This is a genomic window from Microbacterium sp. ProA8 (assembly GCF_039905635.1).
Taxonomy (GTDB): Bacteria; Actinomycetota; Actinomycetes; order Actinomycetales; family Microbacteriaceae; genus Microbacterium; species Microbacterium chionoecetis.
Window position 1 is genome coordinate 1,600,382 of record NZ_CP157000.1, and the last position, 15,688, is coordinate 1,616,069.

Below are 15,688 nucleotides of genomic sequence, written 5' to 3' on the forward strand. Positions count from 1 at the left end.
AGGGCGTCGAACGCTCCGGCACCCCCTTGCACCGGCGGGGGAGACCTGCAAGAAGGATGTCAGGCGGATGCCGCAGCCCGGGCCGCGACGAGATCCGCATGGTGGATCGCGGCGACGTCGGGATGCGCGCGCAGTCGCGACTTGAGTGCGTTCTCGCCGTACAGCGCGTGGATCGGGTTCGCCGGGTCCTGCGTGACCCCGCGTGCCTGCGCCGCGAGCTCGGCCGGGAGCTCGATCAGCGGCAGGCGCTTGTCGAGCGCCGGGTTGAAGAAGAACGGGACCGAGATGCGGTCGTCGGGGTACGTCGGAGAGATGACCCGGTGCTTCGTGGCGATCAGGTAGCCCTGCGTCGCATACTCGAGCAGCTCGCCGATGTTGACGACGAATGCGCCGGGAACCGGGGGAGCGTCGACCCAGTGGCCATTCCGCTCGACCTGGAGCCCGCCCTTGCCGGGCTCGACCCAGAGCAGCGTCAGCACGCCGGAGTCCTTGTGCGCGCCGACGCCCTGCTGGGGCGTGGGGTCCTCTTTGCCGGGGTACCGGACGATCTTGATGAGGGTCGACGGCTCGCCGAAGTGCTCGTCGAAGTAGTTCTCGGGGGCGCCGAGCGACAGCGCCCACGCCCGCAGCAGCCGGCGCGCGACGCCCGACAAGTGGTCGTGCCATTCCGAGACGACCTCCCGAAGCTCGGGGTGCGCGTCGGGCCAGAGGTTCGGGCCGATGAGCCGCGCGAAGTCCGGGGCGTCGGCATCCGACACCGCCTCTCGCTCGGGGCCGATGTCGATCTGCTCCCGCCAGTCGACCTTGCCCTGCGTGCGCTCGCCGCCGATGCGCGTGTAACCCCGGAAGTGCGGGCTGTTGACGTTCTCGATGGCGAGCTTGTCGGCTTCGGGGAGGGCGAAGAAGTCGCGCGCGGCGCGGTGCAGGCGCGCTTCCAGCTCGGGTGACACGCCCGTCCCGGTCAGGTAGAAGAAGCCGACGTCGTGCGTCGCCGCGCGCAGATCGTCGCGGAACTGCGCGGCCGCCTCCGGTCCTTCGTCGAGCCGCGAGAGATCGAGGATCGGCAGGTTCAGCTCGGTCATGAGGCGAGGGTAGACGGATGCCGAGGCATCCGCTCTGTTTGTTGCCTCCCGTTTCCTCGCCGTACGCGGTGCCGTCTGCTTCCCGCGTTCACTTGCGCTGGATGTACGGCACGGCGGGCGTGTCGCGTACATCCAGCGCAAGTGAACGTGAGGCGGAGGGAAGCGCGGGGAATCAGGGGCGGGCGAAGAAGGCGCGGATGTCGCCGACCACCAGCTCCGGAACCTCGAGGGCGGCGTAGTGGCCACCCCGTTCGAAGCGGCTCCAGTGGACGATGTTCGAGTTGTCGCGCTCGGCGAACACCTTGATCGTCTGGAAGTCGTCCTTGAAGACGGCCACGCCGGTGCGCGCGCCGCTCACCCGGGGCTCGGCCTCCGCCAGCGCGTTGTCGCGGTAGGCGCGGCTCATCCCCGCCGACGCGTTGGCGAACCACGCGACGCTCACCTCGGTGAGGATCGCGTCGAGCGGCACGAGAGCGGTGCCGTTGCCGAACGAGTTGAAGAGCTCGGCGTACGCGAGGTGACCGACGGGGGAGTCCGACAGCGCGGCGGCGATCGTCTGCGGACGGGCGGCGTTCATCGTGTTGTAGGCGCCCACCGACTGGAACCACTGCATGTGCTCGAGGCCGGCGTAGTCCTGCGGCTCGAGCTTCTCGAACTCGGCCGGGTCGCCCGACGGGAACGAGAACAGCTGCAGCACGTGCAGGCCGAGGAACCCCTCAGGGTCCAGGAGGCCGAGCTCGCGGGCGACCATCGCCCCGTTGTCGCTGCCGTGGATGCCGTAGGACTCGTAGCCGAGCCGGCGCATGAGCGTGTCGTACGCTGCGGCGACCCGGCCGACCGTCCAGCCGGAGTCGGTGACCGGCTGGCTGAAGCCGAAGCCGGGCGCGTCGGGCACGACGACGTCGAAGGCGTCCTCGGCGCGGCCGCCGTGCGCGACCGGGTCGACGAGCGGCCCGATCATGTCCAGGTAGTCGACGAAGGATCCCGGGTAGGTGTGGGCGAGGATCAGCGGCGTCGCGCCCTCGTGCGGGGAGCGGACGTGCAGGAAGTGGATGATCTGCCCGTCGATCTCGGTGGTGAAGTGCGGGAACTCGTTCATGCGCGCCTCGGCGGCACGCCAGTCGAACCCGTCCCGCCAGCGCTCGACGGCTTCGGTGAGATACGAGTTCGGCGTTCCCGAGTCCCAGTCGTCGGACGGCGCGGGCTGGGGCAGACGGGTGCGTGCGAGGCGGTCGGCGAGGTCATCGAGCGCTGCCTGCGGCACGTCGATGCGGAAGGGGCGGATGTCGGCGGTGGAGGTGGTTGCGGTGTTCATGTCTTCGACATTACGGTCGAAACAGGCACGTTCTCTTCCTGTTATCTCCCTCCGTCGAATCGAGTTCGTGATGGCCGACACATCCGCCCGGATGCTTGCCCTGCTTGCCCTGCTCCAGAGCCGCCCGCGGTGGCCGGGGCCCGAGCTCGCCGCCCGCCTGGACGTGTCGGCGCGGACCGTCCGCAACGACATCGAGCGGCTGCGCACGCTCGGCTATCCGGTGGAGGCGGAGCGCGGCCGCGCCGGGTCGTACCGGCTCGCGGCCGGCGGCAAGCTGCCGCCGCTCCTGCTCGACGACGACGAGGCGGTCGCCGTGGCGATCGGACTTCGGGTGGCGCGCGGCGTGGCGGGCGTCGAGGAGGCCGGCGCCCGCGCCCTGGCGAAGCTGCTGCAGGTGCTGCCCGAGCGGCTGCGGCCGACCGTCGACGCGGTCGCCGCCACGGTGGACAGCGGTCCCGAGAACATCGGGACGGACGCACCGGATCCGGAGGTCGACCCGCATGTGCTCAGCGCCGTCGCCCAGGCCGTGCACGCTCGGGAATGGCTGAGATTCGACGATCGCGGTGTCCCGCGAAGGGTCGAGCCGTACCGCCTGCTCAGCTGGCAGCGCCGCTGGTACCTCGTGGCGCGCGATCCCGACACCGACGAGTGGGAGACGTTCCGCCTCGACTGGATCGAGCCGCGAATGCCCACTCGGCGCCCCTTCGAGCCGGTGCCGGTGCCGGGCGGCGATTTCACCTCGTTCGCCCTGCGGTCCATCGCGGCGGGCGGCTGGAAGGTGCACGCGCGCCTGCGGATCGCGGCGCCCGCCGACAGGGTGATCGCACGGATCAATCCCACGGTCGGCGTCGTGGAGGCGGTGGATCCGGCGACCTCGGTGCTCGTGACGGGTGCCGACAGCCTCGAGACGATCGCCGCGTACATCGGCATGCTCGGCATGGACTTCACCGTCGACTCGCCGGCAGAACTGGTGCCGCATCTTCTGCGCCTTGCCGACCGGTACACACGGGCGGCCGGCTGAGCGTCGGGGCGTCGTCACGGAATGGACAATGCGCCACAGTGTCCGGTAGCGTCCAAGGTAAGGCTCACCTTACGTTGAACCGCCGCGTGCACGAGACCGCAGGACTGCCGAGGCGCAACGGGGCGCCGCTTCCGCCGCATCCATCTTGGGAAACCCGTTGCTCGCCACCTTCCTCATCGGCCTGCGTGAAGGCCTCGAGGCCGCGCTCGTCGTCGGCATCCTCGTCGCCTACCTCTCGAAGCTGGGCCGTCGCGACGTGCTGCCGCGCCTGTGGGCGGGCGTCGGGCTCGCCATCGCGCTGGCCCTCATCATCGGCGCCGTCCTCACCTTCGGCGCCTACTCACTGACGTTCGAGGCGCAGGAGCTGCTCGGCGGCACGCTGTCCCTGCTCGCCGTGGCCATGGTCACCTGGATGATCTTCTGGATGCAGCGGACCGCCCGGACGCTGAAGCGCACGCTCGAGGGAGGTGTCGACCGCGCGCTCGCCACCGGCGGGTTATGGGGCCTGGTCGCCATCGGCTTCGTTTCCGTCGCGCGCGAAGGCGTTGAAACGACCCTGCTGCTCTGGTCGATGGTGCAGTCCTTCGGCGATGCGCCCGCGGCGCTCGCGGGCGCGCTGCTGGGCCTCGCGGCTGCGGTGATCCTCGGCTGGGCGCTCGCCCGCGGCATGCTGCGACTGGACCTGCGCGTCTTCTTCGGCTGGACCGGCGCCTTCCTCGTGATCGTCGCCGCCGGCGTGCTGGCGTATGCCATCCACGACCTGCAGGAGGCGGGCGCCCTTCCCGGGCCGTTCACCACGGCGGCGCCGATCGACCCGGCCACCGGCGATGTCGCGGTCGGGTGGGCGGCATTCCCGTTCGGCTGGGCCTTCGACGTCACCGCCGCCATCCCGCCCGGGGGTCCGCTCGCCGCGATCCTGCAGGCCACCGTCGGATTCATGCCGCGCATGTCCTGGCTGCAGGTCGTCGCCTGGGTGCTCTACGTGGGCATCGTCGGCGGCATCTGGCTGCGCGGCCAGCTGCGCTCGCGCCCGGCCGCCCGACCGGCGCCCGTCGAGGCCGCATCCGCCCACCCGGCGGCCGCGTCGCCGGTCACTGTTCCTCCGGGCTCGCCCACCATCCCATCCCCACAAGGAGAAGCATGACCCCCCGTCGTCTCATTCCGGCATTCGCCTTCGCCGGCCTCGGCGCCCTCGTTCTGTCCGGTTGCGTCGCCAAGAGCGACGTCGCCTCGGCCGACACCCTCGCGGTGTCGTCGACCGCTGCCGGCTGCGAGGTGTCGGGCGACTCCGCGACCAGCGGGACGCTGACCTTCGACGTTCGCAACGACGGCGACGAGGTGACCGAGTTCTACCTGCTCGCCGATGACGGGCTCCGCATCGTGGGCGAGGTGGAGAACATCGCGCCGGGCGCGTCACGCACGCTCACGGTCGTCGCGCAGCCGGGCGACTACTACACGCTGTGCAAGCCCGGCATGATCGGCGACGGCGTGGGCCGCGCCGGATTCGCGGTGTCCGGCGATGCGGTCGAGCTCTCGGGCGAGGATGCCGAGCAGAAGCAGCAGGCGGTGGACCTGTACGCCGCCTTCGTCAAGGACCAGGTAGGGCAGCTCGCGCCCGCGGTCTCCGAGTTCGTCGCCGCGTACGAGTCCGGCGACGACGAGACCGCGCGCTCCGCGTTCCCCGTCGTCCGTGCCTACTACGAGCGCATCGAGCCGGTCGCCGAGGCGCTCGGCGACCTCGACCCGCGCATCGACTACCGCGAGGTCGACGCGGTTGCCGAGGGGCTGGACTGGACCGGTTTCCACCGCATCGAGAAGGACCTGTGGGTGCCTGCCGCGGACGCGCTGAATGCGGACGGCGAGACGCCCGCGTGGCAGGAATGGGCGCCCTCCACCGAGACGGAGCGTGCGGCGTTCGGCGACCAGCTGATCGCCGACGTCCAGGAGCTGTACGACTACGTGCACTCCGCCGACTTCCAGGACTCGCTGGACGCGCAGGGCATCGCGGGCATCTCCAACGGTGCGATCGCGCTCCTCGACGAAGTCGCCACCGGCAAGATCCAGGGCGAGGAGGACTGGTGGTCGGGCACTGACCTCTCGGACTTCGCCGCGAACGTCGAAGGCTCGAAGATGGCGTTCTCGCTGGTGCGCGACTTCGCCGCGGCGCAGGGCGACGAGGGCGCCGCGCTCGCCGAGGAGATCGACGGCGGGTATGCCGACCTCGAGGAGGCTCTGGCGCAGTACGGCTCGCTCGAGAGCGGCTTCGTGGTGTACACCGCGCTCACTGACGACGACAAGCGCGAGCTGACAGACCTGATCAACGCGCTCGCCGAGCCCCTCGCGCAGCTCACGAACACGGTGCTGGCGTAACGTGACCGACCCCTCGTCGACCGCGCCCGCCGGTGCTCCCGCCCCCGCGGAGGCGCCAGCGGGTGCGGGACTGTCGCGTCGCGGCGTTCTTGGGCTCGCACTCGGCGCGGGCGCCGCAGGCCTCGCGCTCGGCGCGGGAGCCGGCGCGACCGCGGGGGTCGCCGTCGGGCGGGCGCGGGAACAGGATGCCGCAGCATCCGTCTACGACTTCTACGGCCCCCATCAGGCCGGCGTGACCACCCCCGTGCAGGACCACCTGCACTTCGCGTCGTTCGACATGACGGCCCGCACGGACCGCGACGACCTGGTGACGCTCCTCGAGGACTGGTCGTACGCATCGGCTCGCATGACGCAGGGGCTCGACGTCAGCGCGACCGGGGCCGTGGGCGGCCCGCCGGAAGCTCCGCCGGACGACACGGGCGAGGCGCTGGGCCTCGCCGCGAGCGGCCTCACGATCACCTTCGGCTTCGGCCCGTCGCTGTTCGAGAACGACGAAGGCGATCGCTACGGCATCGCGGCGCAGCGGCCGGCGCAGCTCGAGAAGCTGCCGGCGTTCCTCGGCGACGACCTCGACCCGGCGCTCTCGGGTGGCGACCTGTGCATCCAGGCGTGCGCCGACGACCCGCAGGTCGCGGTGCACGCGATCCGCAATCTCAGCCGCATCGCCTTCGGCCGTGCGCGGCTGCGGTGGTCGCAGCTGGGGTTCGGTCGCACCTCCCGCACGACGGCGGCGCAGGCGACGCCGCGGAACTTGTTCGGGTTCAAGGACGGCACTGCGAACGTCCTGGCCACCGACGATGTTTCGCTCGCCGACCACGTGTGGGTGGGCGCGCCGGACCAGCCGGCATGGATGGTGGGCGGGTCCTATCTCGTCGCGCGCAAGATCGCGATGCTGATCGAGACGTGGGACCGCGTGCGGCTGTCGGAGCAGGAATCGATCGTCGGCCGCACGAAGGGTGCGGGGGCGCCGCTCTCTGGCGGCGACGAATTCACGGAGCCCGACTTCGAGGCGACCGGCACGGACGGCACGCCGGTGCTCGCGGCGACGAGCCACGTGCGGCTCGCCCACCCGGACTCGAACGACGGGACGCGGATCCTGCGCCGCGGGTACAACTTCGTCGACGGCAACAACGAACTGGGCCGTCTCGATGCGGGCCTCTTCTTCCTGTCCTACCAGCGCTCGCCGGAGCAGTTCGTGCGGCTGCAGCGGTCGCTGTCCACAGACACGTTGAACGAGTACATCCGTCACGTCGGCTCAGGTCTGTGGGCGGTGCCCGCGGGTGCGCAGCCCGGCTCGTTCGTCGGCGCCGGCCTCTTCTCCTGAACCCCGCCGCTGGATCCGGCACAGAATCGGAGGTCCTGTGCGACACGCCGCCAAGGGCGGTCTGCCGCACGGCGTGTCACCGAAACCTCCGACGCTGTGACCCCAGCGGTGAGCCGCCCGCACGTGCGTCCGGGGGCCCCCATGCCGGGCGTCGGAAACGAAGGCTCAGCCGTTCTGGCGAGGGTCTGGCCGTGGCATCCGCGGTTCCTCCCGCGGCCGGCGCGAGCCTGTGGGGTCGCTGCGCCGGCCCTCTCGTCGCGCGAGCGTGGGATCGGCGAACAGCCACGCGGGGCGCGGCTCGACGAGCGGGCGGAACAACCGCCGCACGGGTCTGGTGGCAAGTCCCAGGGCGATGAGCACCGACCCCACGATCACGAGCGGCAGCCACAGCCACGTCGGCTCGGCGTTGCGCAGCAGGCCGCTCTCGCGGAACGGATAGAGCACGAACGAATGCAGCAGATAGACGTACATCGTGTACTGACCGAAGTGCGTCCACCAGTGGGTGCCGCGCGGCAGGAGCGCGAAGAACGCCGTCGACAGCAGCACCGCGACGATCATGAGCGCCAGCCTCACGCCGCCGGCCCACCACTGCGTGCCCCCGATGGAGGCGTAGTTCTCGTCGTAGAACAACCATTCGCGCAGGTTCATCGCGCGCCACTCGTCGACGAAGAACCAGGCGGCCCACGCGGCGACTGCGAACAGGCCCAGGCCGCCTGCGAACACCCACCACGGGCGCCGGTCCAGGAGGCGCAGACGCGCGACGATGTCGTGCTCGCGCAGCCACCAGCCGAGCGTGAAGAACGGGAGCAGGCCGAGCGTCCGCGACAGCGAGAACGTCGAGTCGATGTTGGGCAGATACCCGGCGCCGATCGAGATCACGACCGTCCACACGAGCGGCCAGCGCAGCAGCGCGAGGTAGGGGAGTACGACGCGGAAGATGCCGAGCGCCAGCAGGAACCACAGCGTCCACGACGGCTGCGTGAGGTTGGGGTTCGCCTGCCCCTCGACGAGCCACTTCGTGAGCGTCCACAGCCCCTCGAAGACCACGTACGGCACGAGGATGTCGGTGATGACGCGAGCCATCTGCCTTCTGGTCGGCGCGTCGGACTTCGAGAAGTACCCCGAGATCACCGCGAACGCCGGCATGTGGAAGGCGTAGACGAGGAGGTAGAGGCTGAGCGCGATATCGGAGTCGTAGATCAGCCGCTGCACGGCGTGGCCGAGCACCACGAGGACGATGCACGCGAACCGCGCGTTGTCCCAGAACGGCGTGCGCCGTCGCGGGCGGGCGACCTGCCCCGCCGGGGTGGTCGCCGTGGGGGGAGCGCTGCTGCCGGTCATCGTCACCTCTCGCCGGGGCGCTGACCAGACTAGCCGGGCCGACCCGGCTGCACCCTCGCTTGACACTGAGTGCCGCACTGGCTGAGTCTGAGTGCGAGCGTGCGACGGTGCCCGCCAAGAGGGGATGACATGACGGATGCCGCGACCGAAGCCCCGTCCGCCACGCCCGCGTCGGCAGCGCCCGTGGTCACGGTGAGCGGGGGCACCCTCCGCGGCACCCGCGAGGGCGGGATCGACCGCTTCCTCGGCATCCCGTACGCGGCTCCGCCGGTCGGCGATCTGCGCTTCGCTCCTCCGGTGCCTCCACCCGCATGGGACGACGAGCGGGATGCCTCCTCCTTCGGTCCCACGGCGCCGCAGCGCCCGTACGCACCGGCGATCGCGACCTACCTCGCCACCGTCGAGGTGCCGGGGGACGACATCCTGACGGTCAATGTGTGGACGCCCGCCGATCGCCCGCCGGCGGCGGCGCTTCCGGTGCTGGTGTTCGTGCACGGCGGCGCGCTGACGCGCGGCACAGCGGCGCTGCCCACCTACGACGGCGAGCGGTTCGCCCGCCACGGCATCGTGTTCGTGTCGATCCAGTACCGCCTCGGCCAGGAGGGCTTCGCGGTGCTCGACGACGTGCCGCAGAATCTCGGCGTCCTCGACCAGGAGGCGGCGCTGCGCTGGGTGCGCCGCGAGATCGCGGCGTTCGGCGGAGACGCGGGCCGGGTCACCGTCATGGGGCACTCCGCCGGCGCCAACACGCTGACCGCGCTCCTCGCGCAGCCGTATGCGAAGGAGCTGTTCGACCGGGCGATCCTCCAGTCCGGGCCACTGGTCGCGCAGCCCCCGAAGAGGGCCGGGCGCATGACGCGCGAGATCGCGAAGCGGCTCGACGTCGCGGCGACCCGTGCGGGGTTCGCCGCCGTGCACGCGGACGATCTGGTGGCGCAGCAGACGGCGGTGGCGGCGGGAGGATCGCCCCTCGGCGGCGGTCCGACGGTGGCCCTCGCGATCGGGGGCGAGGCCGTGCCGCGCAATCCGCTGGACGCGCTGCTGGCGGGGGCGGGTCGCGGCATCCCGGTCCTCATCGGGTGCACGAGCGAGGAGTACCGGCTGTGGCTCGTGCCCTCGGGTGCGGTCGACAAGGCGACGTGGCTCACCGTGACCGTGGCGCGGCTCGCGGCCCGGGTTCCCGCGCGCATCGTGCGTGCGCATCGCGCGCGACGGCCGGATGCCTCGCCGGGTGAGGTGCTCGGCGAAGTGATGACCGACATGCTGCTGCGGGGGCCGATCACGCGGTTCGCCGACAGTCGGGTGTCGGTGGGCGATTCAGCGACCTGGGTCTACGAGTTCCGGTGGCGGAGCCCTGTCGACCGGCTCGGCGCCGCGCACGTCATGGAGCTCGGGTTCGTGTTCGACCGCCTCGGGCAGGCGGATGCGATCGGCATCGGCGGTCCGGACGGTCCCCAGGTGCTCGCCGATGCCATGCACCGCGCCTGGGTCTCGTTCGTCGTGGGCGGCGACCCGGGCTGGGAGGCGTGGTCGTCGCGCCGACCGGTGCAGGCGTTCGACGCCGACGGCGGCCACATCGACTACGCGCCGCGTCAGGAGGAACTCGACGGCCTTCCCGAGCGGTAGTCTCACAGTCGCGATGACGACGATCGACGACGCGCTCGAGCGCGACCAGGGCATCCCCGACCTCGACTGGCATCTGTTCCCCGCCGGCACCGAGCGCGATGTGTTCGCCGCCCCCAGTGGCGGTCTCGCGCGGGTGCGCCTGGGCGACAGCGACGCGCCGCGCGTGGTGCTCGTCCCCGGTGTCGTCGGGTCCAAGGAGGACTTCGTCCTCCTCTTCCCGTTGCTGGCGGCGGCCGGCTATCGCGTCGAGTCCTACGACATCGCCGGTCACTACGAGTCCATCGGCGCCGGGCCGCAGCACCTCGATCCGCCGCGCGAATCCTACGACTACCCGCTGTTCGTCGACGACCTCATCGCGATCCTCGAAGACGGCGGAGGGCCGGCGCACGTGCTCGGCTACAGCTTCGCGGGCCTCGTCACCGAGCTCGCGCTCGTCGCGCGCCCCGACCTCTTCCGCAGCCTCACCCTGATGGCGGCACCGCCGGCGACCGGCCAGGTGTTCCGCGGGGTCAAGCACATCGGGCCCATCTCCGACATGACGCCGCACCGGGCGGCGGGGCTCATCCTCTGGGGCATCCGCTACAACCTCAACCGCACGCCCCCGGGGCGCATCGCGTTCGTGCGCGAGCGGCTGGCGGTGACCGGGCGCGACTGCATCGACGACGTCGTCGGGCTCATGATGGCGACCCCCGACTTCGCGGAGGACGTGGCGGCGATCGACATCCCGAAGCTCATCGCCGTCGGCGAGCACGACCTGTGGCCGCAGGCGCAGCACGACGCCTATGCAGCGCGCATCGGCGCCCGCGTCGCCACCTACGCGACCGGGCATGCGCCCTGCGAGACCGCGCCGCATCAGCTCGTGCGGGACATGCTGCACCTGTTCGCCGACGCGGCGTAGTGTGACGGGATGGCAGCGGCCGAGACTCCGAACGACCCGCCCGCGTGGTGGACCGGCGCCGTCGTCTACCAGATCTATCCGCGCTCGTTCCAGGACTCCGATGGCGACGGCGTCGGCGACCTGCGGGGCGTGCTGCGCCGCATCGACCATCTCGTGGAACTCGGCGTCGACGTGGTGTGGTTCTCGCCGATCTACCGCAGTCCGCAGGACGACAACGGCTACGACATCAGCGACTACCGCGACGTCGACCCGCTCTTCGGCACACTGGCCGACCTCGACGAGGTCATCGCCGCGCTGCATGAGCGGGGCATCCGCGTCGTGATGGATCTGGTGGTCAATCACACCAGCGACGAGCACCCGTGGTTCGTCGAGTCGCGATCGTCGAAGGACTCCGCCCGGCGCGACTGGTACTGGTGGCGCCCGGCGCGCGAGGGCATGGAGCCGGGGGCACCCGGCGCCGAGCCGACGAACTGGGCCTCCGCGTTCTCGGGCCCTGCCTGGGAGCTCGACGAGGCGACAGGGGAGTACTACCTGCACCTGTTCAGCCGCAAGCAGCCCGACCTCAACTGGGAGAACCCCGATGTGCGGGCAGCCGTCTACGACATGATGCGGTGGTGGCTCGACCGCGGCGTCGACGGCTTCCGGATGGACGTGATCAACTTCATCTCGAAGGTCGTCGGCGAGGACGGATCGCTCGCCGACGGCGTGGTCGTCGAGGGCCGCTTCGGCGACAGCCGTCTCCAGACGGTCAACGGCCCGCGGCTGCACGAGTTCCTGCAGGAGATGCACCGCGAGGTGTTCGAGGGTCGCCGAGAGGCGCTGCTGCTGGTGGGCGAGACTCCCGGTGCCACCGTGGAGGACGGCCGCCTGTTCACCGACCCGTCGCGCCTCGAACTCGACATGGTGTTCACGTTCGAGCACGTGCACATCGACCACGGCCCCGGCGGGCGGTTCGACCTGCAGCCCCTCGACCTGCGAGAGCTCAAGGCCACGATGGCGCGCTGGCAGCACGGGCTCTTCGATGCCGGCTGGAACGCGCTGTACTGGGAGAACCACGACCAGCCCCGCAGCGTGTCGCGGTTCGGCGACGACGGGGCGTATCGCCGGGAGTCGGCGACGATGCTCGCCACGGTGCTGCATCTGCACCGCGGCACGCCGTACGTCTACCAGGGCGAGGAGCTCGGGATGACGAACGCGCACTTCCGTGAGCTCTCGGACTATCGCGACATCGAGTCGCTCCGATTTGCGGCCGAGGTGCGCGCCCATGGCCGCTTGACCGACGCGCAGCTGGTCGACGCGCTCGGCAGCGGCAGTCGCGACAACGCCCGCACGCCGGTGCAGTGGGATGCGACCGCGGCGGCCGGCTTCACGACCGGCGAACCATGGATCGGGGTGAACCCGAACCATGTGACCGTCAATGCCGAGGCCGAGCGTGCGGACGCGGCATCCGTGTTCCATCACCATCGCCGGCTCATCGCGCTGCGCCACGAGGATCCGGTCGTGCGGCTCGGCGACTTCGCGCTCGTCGCACCGGAGCACCCGCATGTGTACGCCTTCACCCGATCAGGTGGCGGGCCGACGCTCTTCGTCGCCGGCAACTTCACCGGCGACCCGCAGCAGGTCGAGATCGCCGGCGTCGAACCCGACACAGCCGAACTCGTCACCGGCAATTACGACGGCGCCCCCGATGTCGCCGGCGATGTGCTGCGGCTTCGGCCGTGGGAGGCCGTGGTGCTGCGTGCGGGGGCCGCTCGGCAGGGGTGATCATGGAGGGGGAGCGGATGCTGAGTCTTCGGCATCCGCTCGGGAATAACATCGGTGCGCACGCGTTGCACGAGATACATTCATTTGCATAGATTCGCCCGCGACGGAGATCCCGCACGGCGAAAGAGCGGAGAAGCGATCGTGAGCGACAGCACCACGTGGTCGGGAATGCAGTTCGGCATCTTCACGGTGAGCGACATCACCCAGGACCCGACGGACGGCACCACGCCCAGTGAGGCCGAGAGGATCCAGGCGACGCTTCGCATCGCCAAGCACGCCGAAGAGGTGGGCCTCGACGTCTTCGCGCTGGGCGAGCACCACAACCCTCCGTTCTGGTCCTCCTCGCCGACGACGACCCTCGCCTACATCGCCGCGCAGACCGAGCGCCTCATCCTCTCGACCGCGACGACCCTCATCACGACGAACGACCCGGTGAAGATCGCCGAGGACTACGCGATGCTCCAGCACGTCTCGGGCGGTCGCACCGATCTCATGATCGGCCGCGGCAACACCGGCCCGGTGTACCCGTGGTTCGGCAAGGACATCCGCCAGGGCCTGCCCCTCGCGATCGAGAACTACAACCTGCTGCACCGCCTGTGGCGCGAGGACGTCGTCGACTGGGAAGGCCAGTTCCGGACGCCCCTGCAGGGCTTCACCTCGACCCCGCGTCCGCTGGACGGCGTCGCCCCGTTCGTGTGGCACGGCTCCATCCGCACTCCCGAGATCGCCGAGCAGGCCGCGTACTACGGCGACGGCTTCTTCGCGAACAACATCTTCTGGCCGAAGGAGCACTACCAGCGCCTGATCCAGCTGTACCGCCAGCGCTACGCGCACTACGGCCACGGCACGCCCGAGCAGGCGATCGTCGGTCTCGGCGGCCAGGTGTTCATGGCGGCGAAGTCGCAGGACGCGGTGAAGGCGTTCCGCCCGTACTTCGACAACGCGCCGGTCTACGGCCACGGTCCGTCGCTCGAGGACTTCAGTGAGATGACCCCGCTCACAGTGGGGTCGCCGCAGCAGGTCATCGACCGCTACGCCGCCATGCGCGACACGTACGGCGACTACCAGCGTCAGCTGTTCCTCATGGACCACGCCGGCCTGCCGCTGAAGACCGTGCTCGAGCAGCTCGACATCCTCGGCGGCGAGGTGGTGCCGGTGCTCCGCAAGGAGCTGCAGAAGAACCGGGCGCCGGAGGTTCCGGATGCCCCGACGCACGCGAACCTCGTCGCCGCGGCCTACGGCGACCAGGCGCCTCGCCAGGCGGTGCCGGGAGCCAACCGCGGCGACAACCTCGTGGGCGCGAGCCCGTACCAGGACAGCGCAGCGCCCGCGGGCGCCGCGTTCGGCCTCGGCCGGAAGGAGGCGTGACATGACCGCTCGTCGCATCGCGGTGATCTCGGCAGGTCTGTCGAACCCGTCCTCGACGCGCATGCTCGCCGATCGGCTCGCCGCGGCGACGACGAAGCAGCTGTCGGAGCGCGGCATCGAGATCGAGGTCGACGTGTTCGAGCTGCGCGACTACGCGCACGACATCACGAACAACCTCCTGACGGGGTTCGCTCCGCCGGCCCTCGAGTCCGTGATCAACGCCGTCGTCTCGGCCGACGCAATCATCGCGGTCACGCCGATCTTCTCCACCAGCTACTCGGGGCTTTTCAAGTCGTTCATCGACGTGCTCGACCCCGATGCCCTCACCGGCAAGCCGGTGCTGATCGGCGCGAACGCCGGCACGGCCCGCCACTCCCTGGCGATCGACTACGCGATCCGCCCGCTGTTCACGTACCTGCACGCCGAGCCGGTCTCGACCGGCGTGTTCGCCGCGTCGAGCGACTGGGGGGCCTCGGCCGACAACATCGCCCCGCTCGCCGAGCGGATCGACCGCGGGGCGCGGGAGCTCGCCGAGGCGATCGCGCGTCGGGAGCCCGCCACGGACTCCGACCCGTTCGACCCCGCCAACTACCTCGGCGAGGGCCGCTCGTTCGGACACCTGCTGGGCGGTCTCGCGGGGGAGTAGCCCTCAGCCCAGCACGATGTCCTCCGGTGCGCGGAGGGGACGCCAGGCGTCCTCTCCGCGCACCGGTCGGTCGGTGAGCCTGTTGAAGCGCGGCAGCACGTCGGCCGCGACGAGCGCCCCGAAGTCGACTCCGGCAAGGGCCTCGATGTCCGCGATCGGCACCTGGAAGGTGCGGAACGCGCCGAGCGGCGGCACCGCGAGCGCCCCCTGGCTCACGTCGATGAGCTCCGACTGGTCGAGGAGGAAGCCGGCGGCCGCCAGGCTCGGAGACCCCGCATCCCCGGGCGCCCACGCGGCGACCTTGAAGAAGCGACGGGGAATGCGGATGCCGCGGTACGGCGGGTCGTCGTCGGCGAGCACCGGTGCGGTGAACACGCTGAGCCGCTCATCGGTCGTGTCGGCGAACCCCAGCACGTGGTCCTCGAGGCCGAGCCACAGCTCCTTCGACTGGTTGAACCCGCTCGCCTGCGGCGCCGCGTTGGGATAGGTGAAGGTGGCCTCCATCGCGCGGCGGGCCTCCGCCGTCGAACCCCATCCCGGATCGCGGCGGCGCACCAGGTGCCCGCGGTCGAGGTCGTTCGAGGCATAGACGGCCGGCCCCGCCTGCTCGGCAGCGGGGATCCGCGCATCCAGCTCCCACTCGCCCGTCCGCGGCAGATCGTGCAGCGCCGAGCCGTCGATGTTCACCGCCGTCACGACGGCGAGCCGCCGCTCCGGCTCGAGCAGCACCGTGAACCGCGGGTATGTCAGGTCGCGTACCTCTCGGCCGTCCGCGGGACGGGGGAGCGGAAGCGGGATGCCGAGGAAGAAGTCGTCGTATGCGTCGGGGTTCGGGTCTGCCACGCCTCCATCCTGACTGCAGTCCGGCCCGCGCCGCGCACCATCGGATCCTCTGGCGCGCAGATCCCCGCCGACATGCGGGTGCGGGCTGCC

13 protein-coding genes are annotated in these 15,688 nt (G+C 70.8%); 9 read left to right on the plus strand and 4 right to left on the minus strand.

Features of this window, described 5'->3' with window-relative positions:
- Window positions 1–59: 59 nt before the first annotated feature.
- The gene (locus ABG085_RS06820) at window positions 60–1,082 is read right to left on the minus strand and encodes a 2-oxoglutarate and iron-dependent oxygenase domain-containing protein (RefSeq protein ID WP_347978654.1); all 1,023 of its coding nucleotides are present in this window, start codon (window positions 1,080–1,082) and stop codon (window positions 60–62) included.
- 172 nt (window positions 1,083–1,254) lie between these two features.
- Entirely contained in the window at window positions 1,255–2,397 is a 1,143-nt protein-coding gene (locus ABG085_RS06825) for an epoxide hydrolase (protein ID WP_347978655.1), read from the minus strand.
- Window positions 2,398–2,467: 70 nt separating this feature from the next.
- Between ABG085_RS06825 and ABG085_RS06830 the strand changes: the two genes are divergently transcribed.
- The 4 genes from ABG085_RS06830 to efeB all read left to right on the plus strand — a co-directional run bounded on the left by ABG085_RS06830 (window position 2,468) and on the right by efeB (window position 7,112).
- Complete coding sequence (locus ABG085_RS06830; protein ID WP_347978656.1) at window positions 2,468–3,418, plus strand: WYL domain-containing protein; 951 nt, start codon at window positions 2,468–2,470, stop codon at window positions 3,416–3,418.
- 157 nt (window positions 3,419–3,575) lie between these two features.
- On the plus strand, window positions 3,576–4,562 hold the full coding sequence (efeU, locus tag ABG085_RS06835; RefSeq protein ID WP_347978657.1) for an iron uptake transporter permease EfeU: 987 nt from the start codon (window positions 3,576–3,578) through the stop codon (window positions 4,560–4,562).
- Window positions 4,559–5,788 (plus strand): iron uptake system protein EfeO, encoded by a 1,230-nt coding sequence (gene efeO / locus ABG085_RS06840; protein WP_347978658.1) that lies wholly within the window; start codon window positions 4,559–4,561, stop codon window positions 5,786–5,788. Before efeU ends, efeO begins: the two co-directional genes overlap by 4 nt.
- A gap of 1 nt (window position 5,789) precedes the next feature.
- On the plus strand, window positions 5,790–7,112 hold the full coding sequence (efeB, locus tag ABG085_RS06845; protein ID WP_347978659.1) for an iron uptake transporter deferrochelatase/peroxidase subunit: 1,323 nt from the start codon (window positions 5,790–5,792) through the stop codon (window positions 7,110–7,112).
- Between the two features lie 165 nt (window positions 7,113–7,277).
- Here the strand turns inward: efeB and ABG085_RS06850 are convergent, their stop codons facing one another.
- Window positions 7,278–8,453: an acyltransferase family protein gene (locus ABG085_RS06850; protein ID WP_347978660.1), complete on the minus strand. Its 1,176-nt coding sequence runs from the start codon at window positions 8,451–8,453 to the stop codon at window positions 7,278–7,280.
- A 129-nt stretch (window positions 8,454–8,582) separates the two neighbouring features.
- On the opposite strand from ABG085_RS06850, the gene ABG085_RS06855 reads away from it, so the two are divergent.
- The 5 genes from ABG085_RS06855 to ABG085_RS06875 all read left to right on the plus strand — a co-directional run bounded on the left by ABG085_RS06855 (window position 8,583) and on the right by ABG085_RS06875 (window position 14,755).
- Complete coding sequence (locus ABG085_RS06855; RefSeq protein WP_347978661.1) at window positions 8,583–10,079, plus strand: carboxylesterase family protein; 1,497 nt, start codon at window positions 8,583–8,585, stop codon at window positions 10,077–10,079.
- 13 nt (window positions 10,080–10,092) lie between these two features.
- Complete coding sequence (locus tag ABG085_RS06860) at window positions 10,093–10,977, plus strand: alpha/beta fold hydrolase (protein WP_347978662.1); 885 nt, start codon at window positions 10,093–10,095, stop codon at window positions 10,975–10,977.
- Window positions 10,978–10,986: 9 nt separating this feature from the next.
- Window positions 10,987–12,741, plus strand: coding sequence for an alpha-glucosidase (locus ABG085_RS06865; protein WP_347978663.1), 1,755 nt, complete (start codon window positions 10,987–10,989; stop codon window positions 12,739–12,741).
- Between the two features lie 168 nt (window positions 12,742–12,909).
- Window positions 12,910–14,109 carry an LLM class flavin-dependent oxidoreductase gene (locus tag ABG085_RS06870; RefSeq protein WP_347979299.1) on the plus strand — a complete coding sequence of 400 codons (1,200 nt, stop codon included), beginning with the start codon at window positions 12,910–12,912 and terminating at the stop codon, window positions 14,107–14,109.
- Between the two features lies 1 nt (window position 14,110).
- Window positions 14,111–14,755, plus strand: a complete 645-nt coding sequence (locus ABG085_RS06875) for an FMN reductase (protein ID WP_347978664.1) — start codon at window positions 14,111–14,113, stop codon at window positions 14,753–14,755.
- A 3-nt stretch (window positions 14,756–14,758) separates the two neighbouring features.
- Here ABG085_RS06875 and ABG085_RS06880 read toward each other — a convergent pair whose 3' ends face one another.
- A complete protein-coding gene (locus tag ABG085_RS06880) occupies window positions 14,759–15,598 on the minus strand; it encodes a DNA/RNA non-specific endonuclease (protein WP_347978665.1) in 840 nt (279 codons plus the stop codon).
- Window positions 15,599–15,688 lie beyond the last annotated feature (90 nt).

Excerpts from the sequence above, each read along its gene's own strand:
- ABG085_RS06820 (WP_347978654.1), bottom strand. The coding sequence starts at position 1,082 with ATGACCGAGCTGAACCTGCCGATCCTCGATCTCTCGCGGCTCGACGAA.
- ABG085_RS06825 (WP_347978655.1), bottom strand. The coding sequence starts at position 2,397 with ATGAACACCGCAACCACCTCCACCGCCGACATCCGCCCCTTCCGCATC.
- ABG085_RS06830 (WP_347978656.1), top strand. The coding sequence starts at position 2,468 with ATGGCCGACACATCCGCCCGGATGCTTGCCCTGCTTGCCCTGCTCCAG.
- efeO (WP_347978658.1), top strand. The coding sequence starts at position 4,559 with ATGACCCCCCGTCGTCTCATTCCGGCATTCGCCTTCGCCGGCCTCGGC.
- ABG085_RS06850 (WP_347978660.1), bottom strand. The coding sequence starts at position 8,453 with ATGACCGGCAGCAGCGCTCCCCCCACGGCGACCACCCCGGCGGGGCAG.
- ABG085_RS06855 (WP_347978661.1), top strand. The coding sequence starts at position 8,583 with ATGACGGATGCCGCGACCGAAGCCCCGTCCGCCACGCCCGCGTCGGCA.
- ABG085_RS06860 (WP_347978662.1), top strand. The coding sequence starts at position 10,093 with ATGACGACGATCGACGACGCGCTCGAGCGCGACCAGGGCATCCCCGAC.
- ABG085_RS06865 (WP_347978663.1), top strand. The coding sequence starts at position 10,987 with ATGGCAGCGGCCGAGACTCCGAACGACCCGCCCGCGTGGTGGACCGGC.
- ABG085_RS06870 (WP_347979299.1), top strand. The coding sequence starts at position 12,910 with ATGCAGTTCGGCATCTTCACGGTGAGCGACATCACCCAGGACCCGACG.
- ABG085_RS06875 (WP_347978664.1), top strand. The coding sequence starts at position 14,111 with ATGACCGCTCGTCGCATCGCGGTGATCTCGGCAGGTCTGTCGAACCCG.